We start from the raw sequence: 20,543 nt of genomic DNA on the forward strand, positions 1-20,543 counted from the left end.
ATCACGGGAGACAGACGCCGGGTGCTAACGTCCGACGTCAAGAGGGAAACAACCCAGACCGCCAGCTAAGGTCCCCAAGATTGGCTAAGTGGGAAACGAAGTGGGAAGGCTAAAACAGTCAGGAGGTTGGCTTAGAAGCAGCCATCCTTTAAAGAAAGCGTAATAGCTCACTGATCGAGTCGTCCTGCGCGGAAGATGTAACGGGGCTCAAGCCAGTCACCGAAGCTGCGGATGCATAGTAATATGCATGGTAGGAGAGCGTTCTGTAAGCCTGTGAAGGTGTATCGAAAGGTATGCTGGAGGTATCAGAAGTGCGAATGCTGACATGAGTAGCGATAAAGGGGGTGAAAAGCCCCCTCGCCGAAAGCCCAAGGTTTCCTACGCAACGTTCATCGGCGTAGGGTGAGTCGGCCCCTAAGGTGAGGCAGAAATGCGTAGCTGATGGGAAGCAGGTTAATATTCCTGCACCGTCGTTAGATGCGATGGGGGGACGGATCGCTAAAGGTTGTCCGGGTGTTGGATGTCCCGGTCCCTACATTAGAGAAGGCGCTTAGGCAAATCCGGGCGCGGAATTCAAGGATGTGGGGCGAGCAAACGTGAGTTTGCGAAGCAATTGGAAGTGGTTCCAAGAAAAGCCTCTAAGCTTCAGTCTAATGACGACCGTACCGCAAACCGACACAGGTGGGCGAGATGAGTATTCTAAGGCGCTTGAGAGAACTCGGGAGAAGGAACTCGGCAAATTGGTACCGTAACTTCGGGATAAGGTACGCCCTGGTATCTTGACTGGCCTGCGCCAGAAGGGAGAAAGGGTTGCAAAAAATTGGTGGCTGCGACTGTTTAATAAAAACACAGCACTCTGCAAACACGAAAGTGGACGTATAGGGTGTGACGCCTGCCCGGTGCCGGAAGATTAAATGATGGGGTGCAAGCTCTTGATTGAAGTCCCGGTAAACGGCGGCCGTAACTATAACGGTCCTAAGGTAGCGAAATTCCTTGTCGGGTAAGTTCCGACCTGCACGAATGGCGTAACGATGGCCACACTGTCTCCTCCCGAGACTCAGCGAAGTTGAAATGTTTGTGATGATGCAATCTACCCGCGGCTAGACGGAAAGACCCCATGAACCTTTACTGTAGCTTTGTATTGAACTGTGAACCGGTCTGTGTAGGATAGGTGGGAGGCTTTGAAGCGTGAACGCTAGTTTGCGTGGAGCCAACCTTGAAATACCACCCTGGTTTGTTTGCGGTTCTAACCTTGGCCCGTAATCCGGGTCGGGAACAGTGCATGGTGGGCAGTTTGACTGGGGCGGTCTCCTCCCAAAGCGTAACGGAGGAGTACGAAGGTACGCTAGGTACGGTCGGAAATCGTACTGATAGTGCAATGGCATAAGCGTGCTTAACTGTGAGACTGACACGTCGAACAGGTGCGAAAGCAGGTCATAGTGATCCGGTGGTTCTGTATGGAAGGGCCATCGCTCAACGGATAAAAGGTACTCTGGGGATAACAGGCTGATACCGCCCAAGAGTTCATATCGACGGCGGTGTTTGGCACCTCGATGTCGGCTCATCTCATCCTGGGGCTGTAGCCGGTCCCAAGGGTATGGCTGTTCGCCATTTAAAGAGGTACGTGAGCTGGGTTTAAAACGTCGTGAGACAGTTTGGTCCCTATCTGCCGTGGGCGCTGGAAATTTGAGAGGACCTGCTCCTAGTACGAGAGGACCGGAGTGGACGAACCTCTGGTGTACCGGTTGTCACGCCAGTGGCATCGCCGGGTAGCTATGTTCGGAAGAGATAACCGCTGAAAGCATCTAAGCGGGAAACTCGCCTCGAGATGAGATTTCCCGGGAATTCGATTCCCCTGAAGGGTCGTTCGAGACCAGGACGTCGATAGGCTGGGTGTGTACGCACAGTAATGTGCTTAGCTAACCAGTACTAATCGCCCGTGAGGCTTGACCCTATAACTTGTGTGTCTTATCTATTACCTAATTACTTCTTCCCCCCTTTTTGATGAATTGAGATCACTCTCAGTTCTTCTACCCTTTACGCCTGATGACCATAGCGTGTTGGAACCACCCCTTCCCATCTCGAACAGGACCGTGAAACAACTCCACGCCGATGATAGTGCGGATTACCCGTGTGAAAGTAGGACATCGTCAGGCTTCTCTCTTTAAGCAAAAAGCCTCCCAACAAGGGAGGCTTTTTGTGTTTTATACGTTTCCTTTTGATGCGTTTTCCTTTCTATATAATCTCAACAATATTTATCCGCCTTTTTACATTCATCAGACATTCCCTTCACGCGCCACAATCACATTTAGAATAACGCGCGTCTTTTCGGTCTTCAACCTAGAAAATTTAAACGAAATATCGAGTCAATAATTGAGGTTCATCTAGGCTCTTTAAAATTAAGCAGAGGGTTTTCACGGTTAACTTCATGAGTCTCTTAGCCATGGGCTACAATACTGCCTCGGAGTGCGTTTTAAGGTTTGTTATATCGCTTTTTTCTTTATGTCTATCGTTGCACATTCGGTCGCTACTGCCATTAATTACTTGCTAAGCCATGAAGCATGGGCACGTGCGCGCCTGATGCCTTATGCTGGCCGTAAAGCTTGTGTGGCTACGCCGCCGCTGCTGATGGTCCTGACCGTGCAAGGAGATGGACGCGTGAGTGTAGATGAACTAAACGAGCAAATGGCACTCGAAGCGCCACCCTGTGATGTTTCTATTACTTTGCCGTCTGCTGCGCTTTTTGCTTCTTTATTTAAAGGGCGTGCGGCCATGATGAAACAAGTGAAAATAAAGGGCGATGCTGAATTTGCCGCACTCTTGGCACAGCTTGCCGGGCATCTGCGTTGGGAACCTGAAGAGACATTAGCGCAACTGATCGGCGATGCTCCTGCATATCGCCTGATGCGAACGACACGGATGTTGCAGCAGCAGTTACGGAATAGCGGGCGCAATTTGCTTGAAGCTGTGACTGAATATCTGCTTGATGAAGACCCGAAACTGGTGCGCGATGTAATGCTCAATAGTTTTGAAGTGGATATCGTTAACTTGAATGATGATGCGGCCCGTCTTGAAAAACGCGTAATCCAAATTGAGAAAAAAATGAAAGTACGGACGCCAATCGATACGTTCCCTCATAGGGTTTCTAACTAATGCAACTGCTGCGTTCTTGGAAAATTATTTTCACCTGCTTGCGCTTTGGCTTAGACCAAGTTGCGTTGTCGCATTTTAAATATCGCTGGGTCAAATTTACGCTTCGGGTCCTGACTGTAGGGCGTAAATTTGATCTGCCGCGTGGTGTACGCTTGCGGCTTGCGCTTGAGACTCTTGGTCCGATTTTTGTTAAATTCGGACAAATTTTGTCGACGCGGCGTGATTTACTCGCACCCGATATTGCGTATGAACTTGCTAAATTGCAAGACCAGGTGCCGCCCTTTGATTCACAGCGTGCAATCGAACTCATCGAGAAAGCGCTCGGCCAATCAATCGATACTGTTTTTGATCAATTTGAGCGTGTTCCAGTGGCCAGCGCATCTATCGCTCAAGTCCATTTTGCAAAGCTGAAAACCGGTAAACATGCGGGCCAGGAAGTTGCTGTGAAAGTGCTGCGGCCCGGCATGTTAACGGTAATAGAAAGCGATCTTGCATTATTAAATAAACTGGCTCGCTGGATCGAGCGTTTATGGACGGATGGCAAACGGCTTAAGCCGCGCGAAGTGGTCGCCGAAGTCGATAAACACTTACACGATGAGCTTGACCTGATGCGAGAGGCCGCCAATGCAAGCCAGTTGCGGCGCAATTTTGCCGGCAGTGGCTTATTGCTTGTGCCTGAAATGTATTGGGATTTTTGCCGCTCAAATGTGCTGGTGATGGAGCGGATGACCGGGGTGCCAATTAGTCAGGTCGAAAAATTGCGCGCAGCGGGTGTCGATATTCCTAAGCTTGCGCGAGAGGGCGTTGAAATTTTCTTTACGCAAGTTTTTCGGGATGGTTTTTTTCACGCAGATATGCATCCGGGCAATATTCAGGTGAGTCTTGATCGCGCTGATTTCGGACGCTATATCGCGCTTGACTTTGGGATTGTGGGCGCTTTATCTGATTTTGATAAAAATTATTTTGCGCAGAATCTCCTGGCATTTTTTAAGCGTGACTATCATCGCGTTGCCATGCTTCACCTTGAGTCTGGTTGGGTGCCACCCGCGACGCGCGTAGAGGAACTGGAGGGCGCGATTCGTGCAGTCTGTGAGCCTTATTTTGATCGGCCATTAAAAGATCTCTCGCTTGGGCAAGTTTTGTTACGTCTTTTCCAGACATCACGGCGCTTTCACGTAGAAATACAGCCGCAACTGGTATTGCTGCAGAAAACCTTGTTAAATGTCGAAGGACTTGGACGCGAGCTAGATCCAGAGCTTGATTTATGGCAAACCGCAAAACCTTATTTAGAACGTTGGATGAAGGAGCAAATCGGCTGGCGTGGCTGGCTGGAGCGTCTCCAATATGAGACGCCTCAATGGAGTAAAACATTACCGCAACTGCCGCGCCTGGTGCACCAAGTTTTGGCATCAGCGGCTAAGACACCGCAACATACACATACTCATGAGCTTGTGCAGCAGCTATTGATTGAGCAAAAGCGCACAAATCGTTTGTTATGGATAGGGCTGCTGACAGGGGTAGTGGGCCTGACAGCATGCTTTTGGCTATAATCTATACATTAAATACCGAATACACATTATGCCTATTTACGCTTACCTTTGTGAGTCGTGTCATCAGCCCCATGAAGCGCTGCAAAAAGTCAGTGCTGCGCCTTTAACCGAATGTCCTGCTTGTGGACAAGCTACGTTGCGTAAGCAGCTAACCGCGGCCGGCTTTCAATTGAAAGGATCTGGCTGGTATGTCACTGATTTTCGTGATAAAGGCAAAGCTTCTGAAGCCAAGCAAAAAAGTGAAACAAAGCCAAGCGGAGAATCGAGTGAACCTGCTAAGGCGGCGGCTGGCCTAGCCGAAAGTGCAGCCACACCAGCTAGCGTGAGCGCTCCAATTGTAGATAAAGCAACTCAACCTCCACCTGCGTTGACAAAGCCATCATGATGATCAAAAAAGCCGCACTGAAAACTTATTTTTTAACCGGGTTACTGGTTTTAGTTCCACTTGCCATCACGTTATGGCTGCTGGGTTTGGTCATTGGGACTTTGGATCAAACCCTGACCTTATTACCCGAGGCGTGGCGACCGGAGCGCCTGTTGGGCTTTTATCTGCCTGGTATTGGAGCGGTTTTGAGCATAGGCTTTATTTTGAGCGTGGGTATTTTCACGCAAAATTTTATTGGCCAGACTTTAGTTCAATGGTGGGAAGGACTGCTACGCCATATCCCGGTGGTCGGGCCGCTCTATACGAGCGTTAAACAGGTCTCTGATACTCTCTTGTCGAGCAATGGCAATGCGTTTCGCAAAACGCTTTTAATTGAATACCCGCGTAAGGGCGTGTACACAATAGCCTTTCTCACCGGTACCCCGGGCGGAGATATCGTCAATCATATCAAAGGCGATTACGCGAGTGTGTATGTGCCGACCACGCCCAACCCAACTTCGGGCTTTTTTCTTATAGTGCCGCGTGCGGATGTAGTTGAACTTGATATGACAGTTGATGCCGCATTGAAATACATCGTCTCAATGGGGGTGGTTGCGCCACTGGTGCCGCACCACCGTGCAATCGAGCCGACGGTATAAGGCTAGCCATCGCTTAGGGTGAGTCAGCGTTTGATATTTTGCATAAAGTTCAATCTTTTTGCGTAGGCAAAGTGATTTTTGCTTACGTTCCTTTTATTTCTAATATTTCCTGTTGATGAGAACTGAATATTGCGGTTTGTTAACCGAAGCCTGGTTGGGCAAAACCGTTTCACTCTGTGGTTGGGTGCAACGCCGTCGCGATCATGGCGGGGTAATTTTTATTGACCTGCGTGATCGAGAAGGTTTAGTACAGGTCGTTTGTGATCCCGATAGCCCGGCTATGTTTGAAATTGCCGAAAGCATTCGGAACGAATATTGTGTGCAGGTGCACGGCGCTGTGCGGGCTCGGCCTGAAGGGGCAGAAAATACTGACCTTATTAGCGGTAAAATCGAAGTGGTTTGTCAGCAATTGACCGTGCTCAATGCGTCCGCCACACCGCCTTTTCAGTTGGATGACGATACGCTATCGGAGACCACTCGTCTGACCCACCGTGTGCTTGATTTGCGTCGCCCGCAGATGCAGCACAATCTAAAATTGCGCTATCGCGTTGCAATGGAAGTGCGCCGTTATCTTGATGAGCATGGCTTTATCGATATTGAAACCCCAATGCTGACTAAAAGTACACCTGAAGGGGCTCGAGATTATTTAGTGCCTTCACGCGTGCATGCTGGTCATTTCTTTGCACTGCCTCAATCGCCGCAACTTTTTAAGCAGTTGCTAATGGTCGCGGGGTTTGATCGTTACTATCAGATTGTTAAATGCTTTCGTGATGAAGACTTAAGAGCGGATCGTCAGCCTGAATTCACGCAGATTGATTGCGAAACATCGTTTCTAAATGAGCAAGAAATTCGTGATTTATTTGAGGTGATGATCCGTACGGTCTTCAAAAACTCAATTGGGGTTGCGCTCGCTGAGTCATTCCCGGTGATGAGTTATGCTGAAGCAATGCGGCGTTTCGGCTCGGATAAACCTGATTTACGCGTTAAGCTTGAATTCACTGAGTTGACCGATGTGATGAAAGACGTTGATTTTAAAGTTTTCAGCGCACCTGCCAACATGGCCGCGGGCCGCGTGGCCGCTCTCTGTATACCGCAAGGTGGTCAGTTATCGCGCGGCGAAATTGACGGTTACACTGAGTTTGTGCGCATTTATGGAGCGAAAGGGCTCGCTTGGATTAAAGTCAATGAAGCCGCAAAAGGCCGCGAAGGTCTACAAAGTCCGATTGTAAAAAATCTGCATGATGCGGCGTTAGCTGCCATCCTTGAGCGTACGGGTGCGCAAGGCGGTGATTTGATTTTCTTTGGCGCGGATCGTGCAAAGATCGTCAATGATAGTTTGGGTGCCTTGCGGTTAAAAATCGGCTACACCCCTTTTGGCACAGAGAAAGGGTTCTTCGAGCCTGGCTGGCAACCGTTGTGGGTGGTTGATTTTCCGATGTTTGAATATGATGACGAAGCAGCGCGCTGGGTCGCTTGTCACCATCCATTCACTAGTCCAAAAGATGAGCACCTTGATTTATTGGCGACGGACCCAGGCCGTTGTACCGCAAAAGCGTATGATATGGTGATGAATGGCTGGGAGCTGGGAGGGGGCTCGGTGCGGATTCATCGCGAAGAAATCCAGCGCAAAGTCTTCGAGGCATTGGCCATTGATGCGGATGAGGCGCAGCAAAAGTTTGGTTTCTTGCTTGAGGCGTTGCAGTACGGTGCGCCACCACATGGTGGCATTGCGTTTGGCCTAGACCGGGTGGTCACGATGATGGCCGGTGCTGACTCAATTCGAGATGTTATCGCTTTTCCAAAAACGCAACGCGCTCAATGTCTACTGACGCAAGCGCCAAGTGAAGTGGATGAACGCCAGCTACGCGAGTTGCATATCCGGCTGCGCTCGACGGAGACGCTTAAAGCTTAAAGTAAAAAATGCACGCTCAGCATGGACTCTTACAAGCTACCGGAATCTGCACTCATTGTTATCTACACCGCTGAGCTTGAGGTGCTGCTTATCGAGCGTACCGACTACCCAGGTTTCTGGCAGTCGGTGACTGGCTCGAAAGATCATCAGCAAGAAACACTCGATGAAACTGCCAGACGTGAAGTGCTTGAGGAAACGGGTATTGTCATCGGCAGTTCGCCAGTGCCACTTGATGCGTTGGTTAATTGGCACTGGCAAGTTGCATATCCAATTTACCCGATCTGGCGCCATCGCTACGCGAAAGATGTCACGCATAACACCGAGCATTGGTTTGGACTTTTAGTGCCGCGTGATATAGAAATCATACTCGCGCCGCGCGAGCACACCGCTTATACTTGGTTGCCGTATCTCGAGGCCGCTGCACGCTGTTTCTCGCCATCGAATCGGGCCGCAATTTTACAGCTGCCAGCGCGCTCGATGCCAAAAATTTCCATATAATGACTTAATAAATAAGCACTTCATACAGGAGAAAAAAATGGGACAGTACACCGCACCTTTGCGTGATATGCAGTTCGTCTTACATGAATTGCTTGATGTGCAAGCTGAGTTGGCGCATTTGCCCACCCATGCTGGGCTTGATACTGACACCATTGATCAGGTGCTCGCTGAAGCGGGAAAGTTTTGTGAAGAAGTGTTATTTCCGTTGAACCATAGTGGCGATCAACAAGGTTGTCATTATAGCGACGGTGTTGTCACCACTCCTGTAGGATTTAAAGCGGCTTATCAAAATTACATAAAAGCAGGGTGGCCGGCGCTTGCCTGTGACCCTGAGCATGGCGGCCAAGGTTTGCCAATGTTTGTAAATAATGCGCTCTATGAAATGCTTAACGCGGCTAATCAAGCGTGGACGATGTACCCAGGTCTCTCGCATGGCGCTTATGAATGCCTACATGCGCATGGCACGCCAGAGCAGAAAAAAAACTACTTACCCAAGCTGGCTGAAGGGGTTTGGACAGGTACGATGTGTTTGACGGAGCCGCATTGTGGCACAGATCTTGGCCTACTTTATACCAAAGCAGACCCTCAAGTAGATGGTTCATATCGGATCAGCGGCACTAAAATTTTTATTTCGAGCGGTGAGCATGACCTGGCTGAAAACATTATCCATTTGGTGCTTGCGCGCTTGCCAGGTGCACCCGCTGGCACCAAAGGCATTTCTCTATTCGTAGTCCCCAAGTTTGTGCCTGATGCCAATGGTGAGGTGGGTGAGCGTAATGGCGTAAGCTGTGCTTCAATCGAACATAAAATGGGTATTCATGCCAATGCGACCTGTGTCATTAACTTCGATAACGCTCGCGGCTGGTTGGCTGGAGAGCCGCACAAAGGGCTCAATGCGATGTTTGTGATGATGAATGCAGCACGGCTTGGGATTGGTATGCAAGGGCTGGGCCTAACCGAGGTTGCTTATCAAAATTCACTTGCTTATGCGCGGCAGCGGCTGCAAATGCGTGCGTTAAATGGCCCTAAAGCGCCAGATAAACCGGCTGATCCGATCATTGTGCATCCCGATGTACGCCGTATGCTACTCACACAAAAAGCCTATGTCGAAGGCGGTCGCGCTTTTGCATACTGGACTGCGCTTTTAATTGATAAAGAGCGGTCACATCACAATAAAGCAGTGCGGACTGAGTCTGCAGAATTAGTGGCCTTATTGACCCCAATTGTTAAAGCGTTTTTAACCGACAATGCTTGCGAGGCCACTAATTTGGGTATGCAGATATTTGGCGGACATGGCTATATCAGTGAATGGGGCAGCGAGCAATACGTGCGTGATGCGCGGATAGGTACAATTTATGAAGGCACGAATACCATTCAGTCGCTTGATTTACTGGGTCGAAAAGTCTTGGCAGATATGGGTGCTAAGCTGAAGAAATTTGGTGCGTTGGTGCAGGATTTTATTGAGCAAGAAGGGGTTAAGCCAGAAATGCAAGAGTTCGTGAATCCATTAGCCGAGCTCGGCGATAAAGTACAAAAACTCACGATGGAAATTGGCATGAAGGCAATCACTGATCGCGATGAAATAGGGGCTGCAGCCACGCCTTATTTACGCGTTGTGGGCCATTTGATTTTTGCCTACTTTTGGGCGCGCAGCGCTCGGATTGCGCTGGACAAACAAGCGACTGGCGATCCCTTTTATCAAGCTAAGCTTGCTACGGCACGTTTTTATTTTGCCAAACTATTACCCGAAACAGCTTGGCAAATCCGTTCTGCGCGTGCCGGGGCAAAGTCGCTGATGGAGTTGGATGAAGCATGGTTTTAATGATGCGGACTGTTTGGGTTGCTGATATATCCAATAGGCTTTACAGCCTATCGGATGATTGGCGATATTTGCTGGTTAGTTTCGGTGAGATTCGCTTTACAGCATAGCCTTAAAATACCTCGTCAAGCGTTTTCGCCATAAAAATACGTTCGCCCCACTGGCGCAAGGTTTCTACATCTGCTTCGTCTAATTGTTGCTGATACTGTTCAGCTAACACGCCAAATTTGCCTTTTAAAATGCTTTTTAAAAGAGCGAGCAGGGCTTGTCTGCCTTTTTCAAGCCCTTCCTTAAGGCCTTCCCTAAGCCCTTTTTCAAGGCCTTGCTCCATACCGATACGCTCAGCGCTTGTAATATATTCCATCTCAGACTCCTTCTCTAACTGTTTAATTGAACTATTGTAGCGAATTTCAAACTCTTCGGGTAAAGTCAAGATGGCATCAATAAATCGATAAAGATTAAAAATCCTCTCTCGCGCTAAACCTTTTTCGTAAAGAAAACGTGTTAGGCCGTATTTATGCTGGTAACGCGCGTTTGGATCTGTACGTGTTTGCAACGCAGCAAGATGCGCTGCAACCATCATGCCAAAAGGGTTAGCTTGTTCCAGTAAAGCCTTTTCTTGACCTCGATAATCGAGAAGCTTGCTGGTGAGAAACTGGAAGCGATTCACTTGAAAGCCGCACACTTGGATTGAAAAATTTTTAGGATGCCATCCGGTGCGATCATCGGCCAATATCACAAGCGTCAAAGCCCACTGCCCATAACGTTCATGCAAGCGATAAAAGTACTCGAATAGCCTTTGCGAAAAACCTGCTTCATAATTGCCTTGCACTTCAATATGCAACAGCAAAAAACACTCCACTCCATTTTTCAGGCGCACTTTAATCAACTTATCGACTAGACGTTTGCCCACTTTGCTTTCTTGAGTGAAGCGCTGCAATTCTTTATCGAGCGTTTCATAGTTCGCCTCCCAAGCAATTTTCTGAGCTAACTTTTGATAGAAAAATTGCATAAATTCTGGAAAATACGCATTCAATGCATTTTTCCACGCTGCATCAGCATGAAAGGGGGGGTTAGCTAATAGTGTTGTCATGACGATCCTTTCGAATTACAAATACAAATCACTGATGTATAGACAAATGCATCATGAGAGATATACATAACGCTCTTATCATTTGTTTGTCTTCTATAGTTTGAAGTGCTTGAGAAACTGTTGAACTCATGTCCTCAAGCACAGCAAACTGGGAGATATTTGCAACCCTAGCCTGTTGGATTGCGTGAGTTTCTTGGTAGATGATCTGTACTGTACACAATGCATACTTGATTGAATATATGTCAAAAGTTATAGCATCATGCAACGCTGTACACCTCAAAATCTTACAGAATTTTAAGCTCTAGCATAGATAGAAAAATGCTGGATGCGTATTTGATTTCATTAGAAAGGAGGTTGCTTGCGGCGGGTTAGCTATAGATTTAGGTTAGAGTCTCAAGAGGGCTGCGCGTGTGAGAGTGAAACGGTAAAATCTTGCCTTCTCAAGGCTATAAAATAAGCAAGCAACGTGCAGTCCCAGCGACTTGTTTAACGGATGCATCATCCGCGGGTGTAGAAAAGAGTGGACTTGTTGTTGAGTTAAACTGGCTGTCAACGCTATGTTTGACTGAGATAAAGAATTGCAAAAAACTGTACAACCTTTCCGGAGAAAAAACGTGAGTCATTTAAGCATTCGAAAAGTCGCTGTGCTTGGCGCGGGCGTAATGGGGAGCCAGATTGCCGCCCACTTAATCAATGCAAAAGTACCGGTAATACTTTTTGACTTGCCGGCTCAACAAGGACCTAAAAATTCAATTGCACAAAAGGCCATCGAGCATTTGCGCAAACTGAATCCGGCACCGCTTGGGGTGAGCCATGACGCTTCTTATATTGAGCCAGCCAACTACGAGGACGATCTCGCTAAACTCAACGAATGTGACTTGGTGATTGAAGCGATTGCTGAGCGTATTGATTGGAAACATGATTTATACAAAAAAGTAGCGCCGGCCATTCGTCATGATGCAATTTTTGTCTCCAATACTTCGGGGCTGTCGATTAACACGCTTGCTGAAGGCTTAGATGCTGAGCTGAAATTCCGTTTTTGTGGCGTGCATTTCTTTAATCCTCCGCGTTATATGCATTTGGTCGAGCTTATCCCCGCCCAACAGACACGTGCAGGTATTCTAGATGGCCTAGAAAGCTTTCTAACCAGCACCTTAGGCAAGGGTGTCATCCGTGCCAAAGATACGCCGAATTTCATCGCCAATCGGGTCGGTGTTTTTTCTGTGCTAGCCACAATCAAGGAAGCGGAAAAATTTGAGCTAGGTTTTGACCTGGTTGATGATCTTACCGGCCGCCGGCTCGGACGCGCTAAATCAGCGACCTTTCGCACCGCCGATGTGGTGGGTTTAGATACGGTGTCGCATGTGATTAAAACGATGCGAGATAATCTGCTTGATGATCCATTTTTTCCAATTTATAACGAACCTCCCGTGCTTAGCGCATTGGTTGCGCAAGGTGCGCTTGGCCAAAAAAGCGGGGCAGGGTTTTATAAAAAAGAAGGTAAATTAATTAAAGTACTGGACGCTAAACAGGGCGCATATATTGCAAGCGGCGCACGGGCAGATGCTTTAGTTGAGCGTATCTTAAAGCGACCTCCTGCTGAGCGTTTTAAATTGCTGCATGAATCTACCCATCCTCAAGCGCGTTTTTTGTGGGCGATTTTCCGTAATGTTTTCCATTACAGCGCCGTACATCTAGAGCACATTGCGGATAACGCGCGTGATCTTGATTTCGCGGTGCGCTGGGGGTTTGGTTGGAACGAGGGCCCCTTTGAGAGTTGGCAAGCAGCTGGCTGGCGCCAATTGGCCGAATGGGTGCAGGCCGATATTGATGCGGGAGCTGCTTTGTCGAAGGCGCCATTGCCGGCATGGGCGCTAGATGGACTCGTCGCCGAACAGGGGGGCGTGCATAACGCAGCCGGCTCATGGTCGCCTAAAGCGCGTACATTTGTGCCACGTAGCGCGCTCGCAGTCTATACCAAACAGGTATTTCGCGCACCCTTAAACGGAGAGGTTGCGGCCGATCCGCGCACGGCTGGCAAAACGTTGCATGAAAATGAAGCGGTGCGCATATGGGTTGACGCACGTGCTGGTCAGGATGATGTCGCGATTGTTTCGTTTAAGAGCAAGATGAATACAATTGGCCCAGCCGTCTTAGATGGCATAGTACAAGCTATTGAGCTCGCCGAACAAAACCATCGCGGTCTGGTGGTTTGGCAGCCCTCTGCACTGCAAGCGGGGCCGTTCTCAGCTGGGGCAAATTTGGAAGGGTTGGTACCATCGTTGATGGCGGGAGGAGCAAAAAAAGTTGAACCTTTCGTTGCTCAGTTCCAACAAACCATGCAGCGTGTGAAATATGCAGCTGTGCCGGTGGTCCCAGCAATCGCAGGAATTGCACTGGGCGGGGGGTGTGAACTGGTCATGCATGGCGCCAAGCGGGTGGCCTATTTTGAAAGCTATATCGGTCTGGTGGAGGCAGGGGTTGGCTTGCTGCCTGCGGGGGGAGGCTTGAAAGAAGGGGCGTTGCGTGCAGCTGAAACGGCTCGGTGCTTGGGCCAGAGAAATTTGCTTGAATTTCTAGTTAAACCGTTTGAGAATATTGCGCGGGCAAAGGTCTCTAGCTCAGCACTCGAAGCTATTGAGTTTGGCTATCTGTTGCCGTCAGATACGATTGTATTTAATCTGCACGAACTGCTGGCAACAGCTCTCAGCGAAGCGCGCGCATTGGCAAACGCGGGCTGGCGCGCGCCTTTGCCGGTACATGCCATTGCTGTGGCGGGGCGAGCCGGGATTGCCACGATTAAAGCGCAACTGGTGAATCTGCGCGATGGCGGTTTTATTTCAGTTCATGATTTCTTAATTAGCAGCAAAATTGCTGAAGTGCTGTGCGGCGGGGAGGTCGAAATGGGAAGTTTGGTTGATGAAGCGTGGTTGCTTAAACTTGAGCGCGCGGCTTTTGTCGAATTACTGGACATGAAGAAGACACAAGAACGGATTATAGGGATGCTGCAAACGGGTAAGCCTGTGCGTAATTGATGGAGTGAAAAAAATGAATAAACAAGTGCAAGACGCCTATATCGTTGCCGCTAACCGTACACCCATTGGCAAAGCGCCGCGTGGGATATTCAGGAATACGCGGCCAGAAGAATTATTGATTCACGCCATACGAGCGGTGGTGGCGCAAGTCCCCGAGCTTGATCTACACGTCATTGAAGATGTGATGATTGGCTGTGCGTTTCCAGAAGCTGAACAAGGGCTGAATATCGCGCGTGTCAGCGCATTGTTGGCAGGGTTGCCAGTCAGTGTAGGAGGTGTAACGGTGAACCGTTATTGTGCTTCTGGCGTAACTGCACTTGCCATGGCCGCAGATCGCATCCGCGTCGGTGAGGCGGAGGCATTGATTGCCGGCGGTGTGGAATCGATGAGCATGGTGCCGATGATGGGCAATACTCCATCCGTTTCGCCGCATATCTTTGAACGAGATGAACATCTTGGGCTGGCGTACGGCATGGGGTTGACGGCTGAAAGAGTTGCGCAACGCTGGAACATTAAACGCGATGCGCAGGACCTTTTTTCATTTGCATCTCATCAAAAAGCATTGCAGGCGCAAGCTGCCGGCGAATTCAATGACGAAGTGGCGCCGTTTGAGGTGATCGAGCGTTTCCCAGACCTTAATCGGCGCGAGCTTGATTTAAGAAAGCAACTCACGTCGCAGGATGAGGGGCCTCGTGCCGATACTTCGCTTGAGGCGCTTGCTAAGCTGAAACCCGTGTTTGCGAATGGTGGTTCAGTCACGGCTGGAAATAGCTCGCAAATGTCAGATGGCGCTGCTGCGCTGCTGGTGGTTTCGGAAAAAATACTTAAGCAATTCAATCTCACTCCGCTGGCGCGTTTTGTGAGTTTTGCGGTGCGGGGCGTACCGCCCGAGATTATGGGGATCGGCCCGAGAGAAGCCATTCCGGCTGCTTTAAAAGCAGCGGGGCTTAAGCAGGACCAACTCGACTGGATTGAGTTGAACGAGGCATTTGCTGCACAATCGCTGGCCGTCATAGAGGAGCTTAAGCTTGATCCTAAAAAAGTGAATCCACTCGGCGGGGCGATAGCGTTAGGTCATCCATTGGGCGCCACGGGTGCAATTCGCGCTACCACGGTTGTGCATGCACTGCGCCGACACTCCCTTAAATACGGTATGGTCACCATGTGCGTGGGCGCGGGCATGGGTGCCGCGGGCATTCTCGAGCGAGTTTGAGTGGATTTGCTGTGATCAAGCTCGAGCGAGCTTGTGATCACTCAATCTGGTGCTGGCAATGCGCGCGGTCGGCGGTCGCTATCTGTGGCGACATAGATGAGCGTAGCTTCTGCTACTTTGAAAATCTCTTCCGCAAAATTGAGCCGCTGCGCGTACACTTCGACCGATACCGTGACCGAGGTGTTGCCAGTTTTGGCGATGTCTGCGTAAAAGCTAAGCAAATCGTCAACAAACACCGGTTGCTTAAAAACCAAGGAATTGATGGCTACAGTGACCACCTGGCCTTGTGCGCGGCGCGTCGCTGGAATCGAGCCGGCAATATTCACTTGCTCCATAATCCAGCTGCCGAATATGTCACCATGTATAGTCGCGTTAGAAGATTGTGGCACCACGCGTAAAGCGAGGGTTTTGCCATGTGGGAGGTGAGGGAGTGAATGCATGTTTTATTTCCGTTGTTATTTACACTAATGTTTCAGTTTTCGGACTTAGTTTTCGCGTACTTCGGATAAATAGTCAATCATTCTGAGACAATATCAAAATTTTGAGCGTAAGCCGCAACTAAAGCGCAAGGTTTATAAACTTTTTTTTAACCAGCGCGCAACTTTTTTCCGGGGATTGAGGAAGTTTATGTCGCAACATCATGTATTACCATCTTACCTTCGGCAAGATGAACTTGGCCCATGGGGCACTTATTTACAACAGATTGACCGCGTTACACCTTATCTAGGTTCATTGTCGCGCTGGATCGAAACCCTTAAGCGGCCTAAGCGCGCGCTGATCGTTGATGTGCCTATCGAGCTTGATAATGGCACCGTTGCCCATTTTGAAGGGTATCGCGTGCAGCACAATACTTCAAGAGGTCCTGGCAAGGGCGGGTTACGCTACCACCAAGACGTGACGCTATCTGAAGTGATGGCGCTGTCTGCCTGGATGTCGATCAAGAATGCGGCAGTGAATGTCCCATACGGCGGCGCAAAAGGCGGAATCCGGGTTGATCCGCGGAGACTTTCACGCGGTGAACTCGAGCGGATGACCCGTCGCTACACCAGTGAAATCAATTTCATTATTGGTCCTAACACGGATATTCCAGCGCCTGATGTCAACACTAATGAGCAAGTGATGGCATGGATGATGGATACGTATTCGATGAATCAAGGACGTACCGCAACGGGTGTGGTAACAGGCAAGCCGATTGCGCTAGGCGGCAGTCTTGGGCGTAAAGAAGCGACTGCCCGCGGGGTTTTCGTCGTAGCCTGCGAGAGTGCGCGCCAAATTGGTTTGGACATCGCTGGAGCACGGATTGCAATTCAAGGTTTTGGTAACGTTGGCGGGATTGCTGCGCGGCTTTTTTCTGACGCGGGCGCCAAAATCATAGCAGTGCAAGACCATACGGGTACTCTTTACCGGCCGGCCGGGATTGAAGTGCTTAAATTGCTTGAACACGTTGCTCAAACGGGCGGCATTGTGGGTTTCACAGGCGCCGAGCCGCTGGCTGCGGATGAATTTTGGGGGCTTGAAACCGATATTTTGATTCCGGCTGCACTAGAAGGTCAAATCACTGAAAAAAATGCACCACGGATTCGCACTAGGATTGTGGTCGAAGGCGCAAATGGGCCAACGACACCGTTGGCTGACGATATTCTGAACGAGCATGGCATTCTTGTGATTCCTGACGTCATCGCAAATGCAGGTGGGGTGACCGTTTCATACTTTGAATGGGTGCAGGACTTCTCCAGTTTTTTCTGGAGCGAAGACGAAATTAATCACCGTCTTGAGCGTGTGATGCGTGAGGCGTTCGCATCTATATGGCAAGTTGCGCTTGAACACAAGGTCTCTGTGCGTACAGCGGCTTATATTGTTGCATGTACAAGAATTTTAATGGCCAGGGAGATGCGTGGACTGTATCCTTGAGATATATTTAAACTTTTTGCTTTATAAATAAACCATTTGGGATATATAATCTATTTTTCAGAAGGGGAACTTAGTATGAAGTTTAAAAAAATAGTAACGGCATTGATGACGGCAGGTACGCTAACGTTCTCTTATGCACAGGCGCAGAGTGCTAGTACGACGGGCACTTTGCAAAAAATTAGGGATACGGGCACGGTTTCATTGGGACATAGGGAATCGTCCATTCCTTTTTCCTATTATGCCGAGAACCAGCGGGTGGTGGGCTATGCGCACGAATACGCGATGCAGATTGTTAAGGCAATTGAGCAAGAGCTTAATAAACCGCATCTAGATGTGAAACTCACGCCGATCACGTCTCAAAACCGGATTCCATTGCTGCAAAACGGTACGATTGACCTTGAATGCGGTTCCACCACAAACAATCTTGAGCGGCAGCAGCAAGCTGCATTTTCCAACACGATTTTTGTCGTAAACACGCGGCTGCTCACACGTGTTGATTCAGGTGTCAAGGATTTTGCTGATTTGAAGGGTAAGACGGTAGCGACCACAGCGGGTACTACCTCTGAACGCATTTTGCGCGCAATGAATCAAGCAAAGAAGCTCGGCATGAATATCATTAGCGCAAAAGATCATAGCGAGGCGTTCTTGATGTTAGAAACGGGCCGTGCAGTAGCGTTTATGATAGATGATGCGTTACTTGCCGGAGAGCGTGCTAAAGCAAAAGACCCTAGCAAGTTTGTGATTGTGGGTACGCCGCAATCACAAGAAGCCTATGGTTGTATGTTGCGCAAAAATGACCCGGCATTCAAAAAGTTGGTTGATGACACCATTGCTAAACTGCAAACGTCAGGCGAAGCCATTAAGATTTATCAAAAATGGTTTCAAAAACCCATTCCTCCTCGCAATCTAAATTTGAGCTTCCCGCAAAGCGAAGAACTCAAAGCATTGTTCAAGAGTCCGAATGATCAGGCGAAAGGTTAAGCCAGTGTGTTCGTATAGTGGCTGGCAACCATCACTGCCCTACCCGTTATGAGACTTATCAGCAATGGTGGTGCTGCGTTCGAGAGGGCCTCGGACGCAGCTGGGAAAGTTAGGCCTGATAGTATGAAACAGGAAAAGAACTGTCTTAAAGTACTGTTTCTATAGCAATCTAAGGGTTATGAGTTATCAATGGAATTGGGGCATTTTGCTAAGTGCTGTGTCCACCGGCGAGCTAACGACGTATCTCGGTTGGTTCATTGATGGCCTGAAGGTCACTGTTACGCTCTCTTTAGCGGCCTGGATCATCGCGCTTATCGCTGGTTCTCTATTTGGCATATTGCGCACGTTACCCAATAAATGGTTAGCCAGCATCGGCGCTATTTACGTCGCGGTATTTCGCAACATCCCCTTGCTTGTGCAATTTTTTATCTGGTATTTTGTGCTGCCAGAGCTTGTGTCTCCGTCACTGGGCACTTGGTTCAAAGGATTGCCGCCCTCGATTCAATTTTTTTCGTCAGCGGTGATTTGCCTTGGCTTATTTACCGGCGCGCGGATTTGCGAGCAGGTGAGAACAGGTATTCATGCCCTGCCGCCCGGCCAAAAAAATGCTGCCCTCGCGCTCGGGTTTACACTGCCGCAAACCTATCGCTATGTTTTAGTACCGAATGCGTATCGAATTATTGTGCCGCCTTTAACGTCTGAATTTTTGAATATTTTTAAGAATTCAGCGGTTGCTGCCACCATTGGTTTACTCGAACTTTCTGCACAAGCGCGCCAACTCAGTGATTATACAGCGCATATCTACGAGTCTTTCATTGTAGTGACCGCTTCTTATGCTCTGATTAATGCGACCGTAATGCTTTTTATGCTTTGGGTTGAAAGGACCTCCAGGTTGCCAGGTCAAATTGGAGGGAAATAATGTATCAATTTAATTGGAGCGGAATTGCATCTTCTCTGCCTACCTTAGCGCAGGGCATGCTCATCACAGTCCAAATCACAGTCGCAGCTGTTATTGTTGGCATTGTTTGGGGAACCATCCTGGCGTTATTGAGACTTTCACCAATCAAGCCGCTTGCTTGGTTTGCGCAACTATACGTGACGATTTTCCGCTCGATTCCGTTAGTGATGGTGCTTTTATGGTTTTTCCTATTGGTGCCGCAATTGCTCAAATCTTTGCTTGATTTGCCGCCTGATATCGATATCCGCTTTGCTTCAGCAATTATTGCATTTTCTTTGTTTGAGGCGGCTTATTATTCGGAAATCATTCGCGCGGGCATTCAGAGTGTCCCGCGTGGGCAGGTCTATGCGGCTAATGCGCTCGGTATGACCTCTATGCAATCGATGCGTCTAGTGGTTTTGCCCCAGGCTTTTCGTGCCATGGTGCCGTTACTCTTAACGCAGGGCATTGTACTCTTTCAGGATACGGCTTTGGTCTATGTCATCGGCCTGGCAGATTTTTTCCGCACGGCGACCAATATTGGTGAACGCGATGGGCAACTGGTTGAGATGGTGCTCTTTGCGGGGGCATGTTATTTTGTTATTTGCTTGTTTGCCTCCACTCTCGTCGGGCGTTTTCAAAAAAGGTATGCAAGATGATTTCTCTTAAAAGCGTTTCTAAATGGTATGGTCCATTTCAGGTGCTAACTGATTGTAGTACTGAAGTGAATCAGGGCGAGGTCGTGGTGGTATGCGGACCCTCTGGCTCTGGCAAATCGACCCTGATTAAAACGGTTAATGGCCTTGAGCCATTCCAACAAGGTGAGATTTGGCTTGATGGTCAGTCAGTGAGAGCCAAGGAAACCAAGTTGTCTAAACTACGGGCCAAAGTCGGCATGGTTTTTCAGCATTTTGAACTGTTTCCACATTTATCGATCACGGAGAATCTAACGCTGGCACAGGTTAAGGTGCTCGGCCGCAGTGCAGAGGAGGCTAGGGCAAAAGGCATGAAGTTGCTGCAGCGAGTTGGCCTGAGCGCACATGCGGATAAATATCCGGGACAGCTATCGGGCGGTCAGCAACAGCGGGTGGCGATTGCTCGTGCGCTCTCCATGGACCCCATTGCGATGTTGTTTGATGAACCGACTTCCGCGCTTGATCCAGAGATGATCAATGAGGTGCTTGATGTGATGGTTGAGCTTGCACGTGAAGGGATGACCATGATGTGCGTCACGCACGAAATGGGATTTGCCAAAAAAGTTGCCCACCGCGTGATCTTTATGGACAAGGGCGCTATTGTTGAAGATGTGCCTAAAGAAGAATTCTTTGAACACCCAAAATCAGAGCGCACAAAGGAATTTTTAGCGAAGATTTTGCATTGAACTTAAACGTGTTTGCCCTATCACTTTGGGTCTATAT

16 protein-coding genes and 2 rRNA genes (1 of these 18 only partly in view) are annotated in these 20,543 nt (G+C 49.0%); 16 read left to right on the forward strand and 2 right to left on the reverse strand.

The genetic code is table 11. The features are described from left to right. The 9 genes from KMZ15_RS01585 to KMZ15_RS01625 all read left to right on the forward strand — a co-directional run. Positions 1 to 1,954, forward strand: a 23S ribosomal RNA gene (locus tag KMZ15_RS01585); it begins 927 nt to the left of the window's first position. Between the two features lie 88 nt (positions 1,955 to 2,042). Continuing rightward, positions 2,043 to 2,156 (forward strand): 5S ribosomal RNA (rrf, locus tag KMZ15_RS01590). Between the two features lie 346 nt (positions 2,157 to 2,502). Continuing rightward, positions 2,503 to 3,153 (forward strand): SCP2 domain-containing protein, encoded by a 651-nt coding sequence (locus KMZ15_RS01595; protein WP_223693463.1) that lies wholly within the window; start codon positions 2,503 to 2,505, stop codon positions 3,151 to 3,153. Next, positions 3,153 to 4,703, forward strand: coding sequence for a ubiquinone biosynthesis regulatory protein kinase UbiB (gene ubiB, locus KMZ15_RS01600; protein ID WP_223693466.1), 1,551 nt, complete (start codon positions 3,153 to 3,155; stop codon positions 4,701 to 4,703). Before KMZ15_RS01595 ends, ubiB begins: the two co-directional genes overlap by 1 nt. A 28-nt stretch (positions 4,704 to 4,731) precedes the next feature. After that, positions 4,732 to 5,088: an FmdB family zinc ribbon protein gene (locus tag KMZ15_RS01605; RefSeq protein WP_223693468.1), complete on the forward strand. Its 357-nt coding sequence runs from the start codon at positions 4,732 to 4,734 to the stop codon at positions 5,086 to 5,088. After that, entirely contained in the window at positions 5,088 to 5,726 is a 639-nt protein-coding gene (locus KMZ15_RS01610; RefSeq protein ID WP_223694635.1) for a DUF502 domain-containing protein, read from the forward strand. Before KMZ15_RS01605 ends, KMZ15_RS01610 begins: the two co-directional genes overlap by 1 nt. Before the next feature lie 109 nt (positions 5,727 to 5,835). Beyond that, positions 5,836 to 7,638 (forward strand): aspartate--tRNA ligase, encoded by a 1,803-nt coding sequence (aspS, locus tag KMZ15_RS01615; RefSeq protein ID WP_223694637.1) that lies wholly within the window; start codon positions 5,836 to 5,838, stop codon positions 7,636 to 7,638. Between the two features lie 21 nt (positions 7,639 to 7,659). Next, complete coding sequence (gene nudB / locus KMZ15_RS01620) at positions 7,660 to 8,136, forward strand: dihydroneopterin triphosphate diphosphatase (protein WP_223693472.1); 477 nt, start codon at positions 7,660 to 7,662, stop codon at positions 8,134 to 8,136. 37 nt (positions 8,137 to 8,173) lie between these two features. Continuing rightward, positions 8,174 to 9,958 carry an acyl-CoA dehydrogenase C-terminal domain-containing protein gene (locus tag KMZ15_RS01625; protein WP_223693474.1) on the forward strand — a complete coding sequence of 595 codons (1,785 nt, stop codon included), beginning with the start codon at positions 8,174 to 8,176 and terminating at the stop codon, positions 9,956 to 9,958. 109 nt (positions 9,959 to 10,067) lie between these two features. On the opposite strand, the gene KMZ15_RS01630 is transcribed toward KMZ15_RS01625, so the two are convergent. After that, positions 10,068 to 11,048, reverse strand: a complete 981-nt coding sequence (locus tag KMZ15_RS01630) for a hypothetical protein (protein WP_223693477.1) — start codon at positions 11,046 to 11,048, stop codon at positions 10,068 to 10,070. A gap of 614 nt (positions 11,049 to 11,662) precedes the next feature. Between KMZ15_RS01630 and KMZ15_RS01635 the strand changes: the two genes are divergently transcribed. Together KMZ15_RS01635 and KMZ15_RS01640 are read left to right on the forward strand one after the other, a co-directional pair. Next, positions 11,663 to 14,083 carry a 3-hydroxyacyl-CoA dehydrogenase/enoyl-CoA hydratase family protein gene (locus KMZ15_RS01635; RefSeq protein WP_223693479.1) on the forward strand — a complete coding sequence of 807 codons (2,421 nt, stop codon included), beginning with the start codon at positions 11,663 to 11,665 and terminating at the stop codon, positions 14,081 to 14,083. Positions 14,084 to 14,096: 13 nt separating this feature from the next. Continuing rightward, a complete protein-coding gene (locus tag KMZ15_RS01640) occupies positions 14,097 to 15,296 on the forward strand; it encodes an acetyl-CoA C-acyltransferase (RefSeq protein ID WP_223693481.1) in 1,200 nt (399 codons plus the stop codon). A gap of 41 nt (positions 15,297 to 15,337) precedes the next feature. Here the strand turns inward: KMZ15_RS01640 and KMZ15_RS01645 are convergent, their stop codons facing one another. Then, the gene (locus KMZ15_RS01645; protein WP_223693483.1) at positions 15,338 to 15,736 is read right to left on the reverse strand and encodes an acyl-CoA thioesterase; all 399 of its coding nucleotides are present in this window, start codon (positions 15,734 to 15,736) and stop codon (positions 15,338 to 15,340) included. A gap of 187 nt (positions 15,737 to 15,923) precedes the next feature. On the opposite strand from KMZ15_RS01645, the gene KMZ15_RS01650 reads away from it, so the two are divergent. From KMZ15_RS01650 to KMZ15_RS01670, 5 genes are all read left to right on the forward strand, one after another. Continuing rightward, positions 15,924 to 17,207, forward strand: a complete 1,284-nt coding sequence (locus KMZ15_RS01650) for a Glu/Leu/Phe/Val dehydrogenase (RefSeq protein WP_223693485.1) — start codon at positions 15,924 to 15,926, stop codon at positions 17,205 to 17,207. A gap of 75 nt (positions 17,208 to 17,282) precedes the next feature. Further along, the gene (locus tag KMZ15_RS01655) at positions 17,283 to 18,188 is read left to right on the forward strand and encodes a glutamate/aspartate ABC transporter substrate-binding protein (protein WP_223693488.1); all 906 of its coding nucleotides are present in this window, start codon (positions 17,283 to 17,285) and stop codon (positions 18,186 to 18,188) included. Between the two features lie 178 nt (positions 18,189 to 18,366). Then, a complete protein-coding gene (locus KMZ15_RS01660) occupies positions 18,367 to 19,107 on the forward strand; it encodes an amino acid ABC transporter permease (protein ID WP_223693490.1) in 741 nt (246 codons plus the stop codon). Further along, the gene (gltK, locus tag KMZ15_RS01665; protein WP_223693493.1) at positions 19,107 to 19,784 is read left to right on the forward strand and encodes a glutamate/aspartate ABC transporter permease GltK; all 678 of its coding nucleotides are present in this window, start codon (positions 19,107 to 19,109) and stop codon (positions 19,782 to 19,784) included. Before KMZ15_RS01660 ends, gltK begins: the two co-directional genes overlap by 1 nt. Continuing rightward, on the forward strand, positions 19,781 to 20,506 hold the full coding sequence (locus tag KMZ15_RS01670) for an amino acid ABC transporter ATP-binding protein (RefSeq protein ID WP_223693495.1): 726 nt from the start codon (positions 19,781 to 19,783) through the stop codon (positions 20,504 to 20,506). The genes gltK and KMZ15_RS01670 overlap by 4 nt, the downstream gene beginning before the upstream one ends. Positions 20,507 to 20,543 lie beyond the last annotated feature (37 nt).

The organism is Mycoavidus sp. HKI, from assembly GCF_020023735.2.
GTDB lineage: Bacteria > Pseudomonadota > Gammaproteobacteria > Burkholderiales > Burkholderiaceae > Mycoavidus.

Excerpts from the sequence above, each read along its gene's own strand:
- KMZ15_RS01595 (WP_223693463.1), top strand. The coding sequence starts at position 2,503 with ATGTCTATCGTTGCACATTCGGTCGCTACTGCCATTAATTACTTGCTA.
- ubiB (WP_223693466.1), top strand. The coding sequence starts at position 3,153 with ATGCAACTGCTGCGTTCTTGGAAAATTATTTTCACCTGCTTGCGCTTT.
- KMZ15_RS01605 (WP_223693468.1), top strand. The coding sequence starts at position 4,732 with ATGCCTATTTACGCTTACCTTTGTGAGTCGTGTCATCAGCCCCATGAA.
- KMZ15_RS01610 (WP_223694635.1), top strand. The coding sequence starts at position 5,088 with ATGATCAAAAAAGCCGCACTGAAAACTTATTTTTTAACCGGGTTACTG.
- nudB (WP_223693472.1), top strand. The coding sequence starts at position 7,660 with ATGGACTCTTACAAGCTACCGGAATCTGCACTCATTGTTATCTACACC.
- KMZ15_RS01625 (WP_223693474.1), top strand. The coding sequence starts at position 8,174 with ATGGGACAGTACACCGCACCTTTGCGTGATATGCAGTTCGTCTTACAT.
- KMZ15_RS01630 (WP_223693477.1), bottom strand. The coding sequence starts at position 11,048 with ATGACAACACTATTAGCTAACCCCCCCTTTCATGCTGATGCAGCGTGG.
- KMZ15_RS01640 (WP_223693481.1), top strand. The coding sequence starts at position 14,097 with ATGAATAAACAAGTGCAAGACGCCTATATCGTTGCCGCTAACCGTACA.
- KMZ15_RS01645 (WP_223693483.1), bottom strand. The coding sequence starts at position 15,736 with ATGCATTCACTCCCTCACCTCCCACATGGCAAAACCCTCGCTTTACGC.
- KMZ15_RS01650 (WP_223693485.1), top strand. The coding sequence starts at position 15,924 with ATGTCGCAACATCATGTATTACCATCTTACCTTCGGCAAGATGAACTT.
- KMZ15_RS01655 (WP_223693488.1), top strand. The coding sequence starts at position 17,283 with ATGAAGTTTAAAAAAATAGTAACGGCATTGATGACGGCAGGTACGCTA.
- KMZ15_RS01660 (WP_223693490.1), top strand. The coding sequence starts at position 18,367 with ATGAGTTATCAATGGAATTGGGGCATTTTGCTAAGTGCTGTGTCCACC.
- gltK (WP_223693493.1), top strand. The coding sequence starts at position 19,107 with ATGTATCAATTTAATTGGAGCGGAATTGCATCTTCTCTGCCTACCTTA.
- KMZ15_RS01670 (WP_223693495.1), top strand. The coding sequence starts at position 19,781 with ATGATTTCTCTTAAAAGCGTTTCTAAATGGTATGGTCCATTTCAGGTG.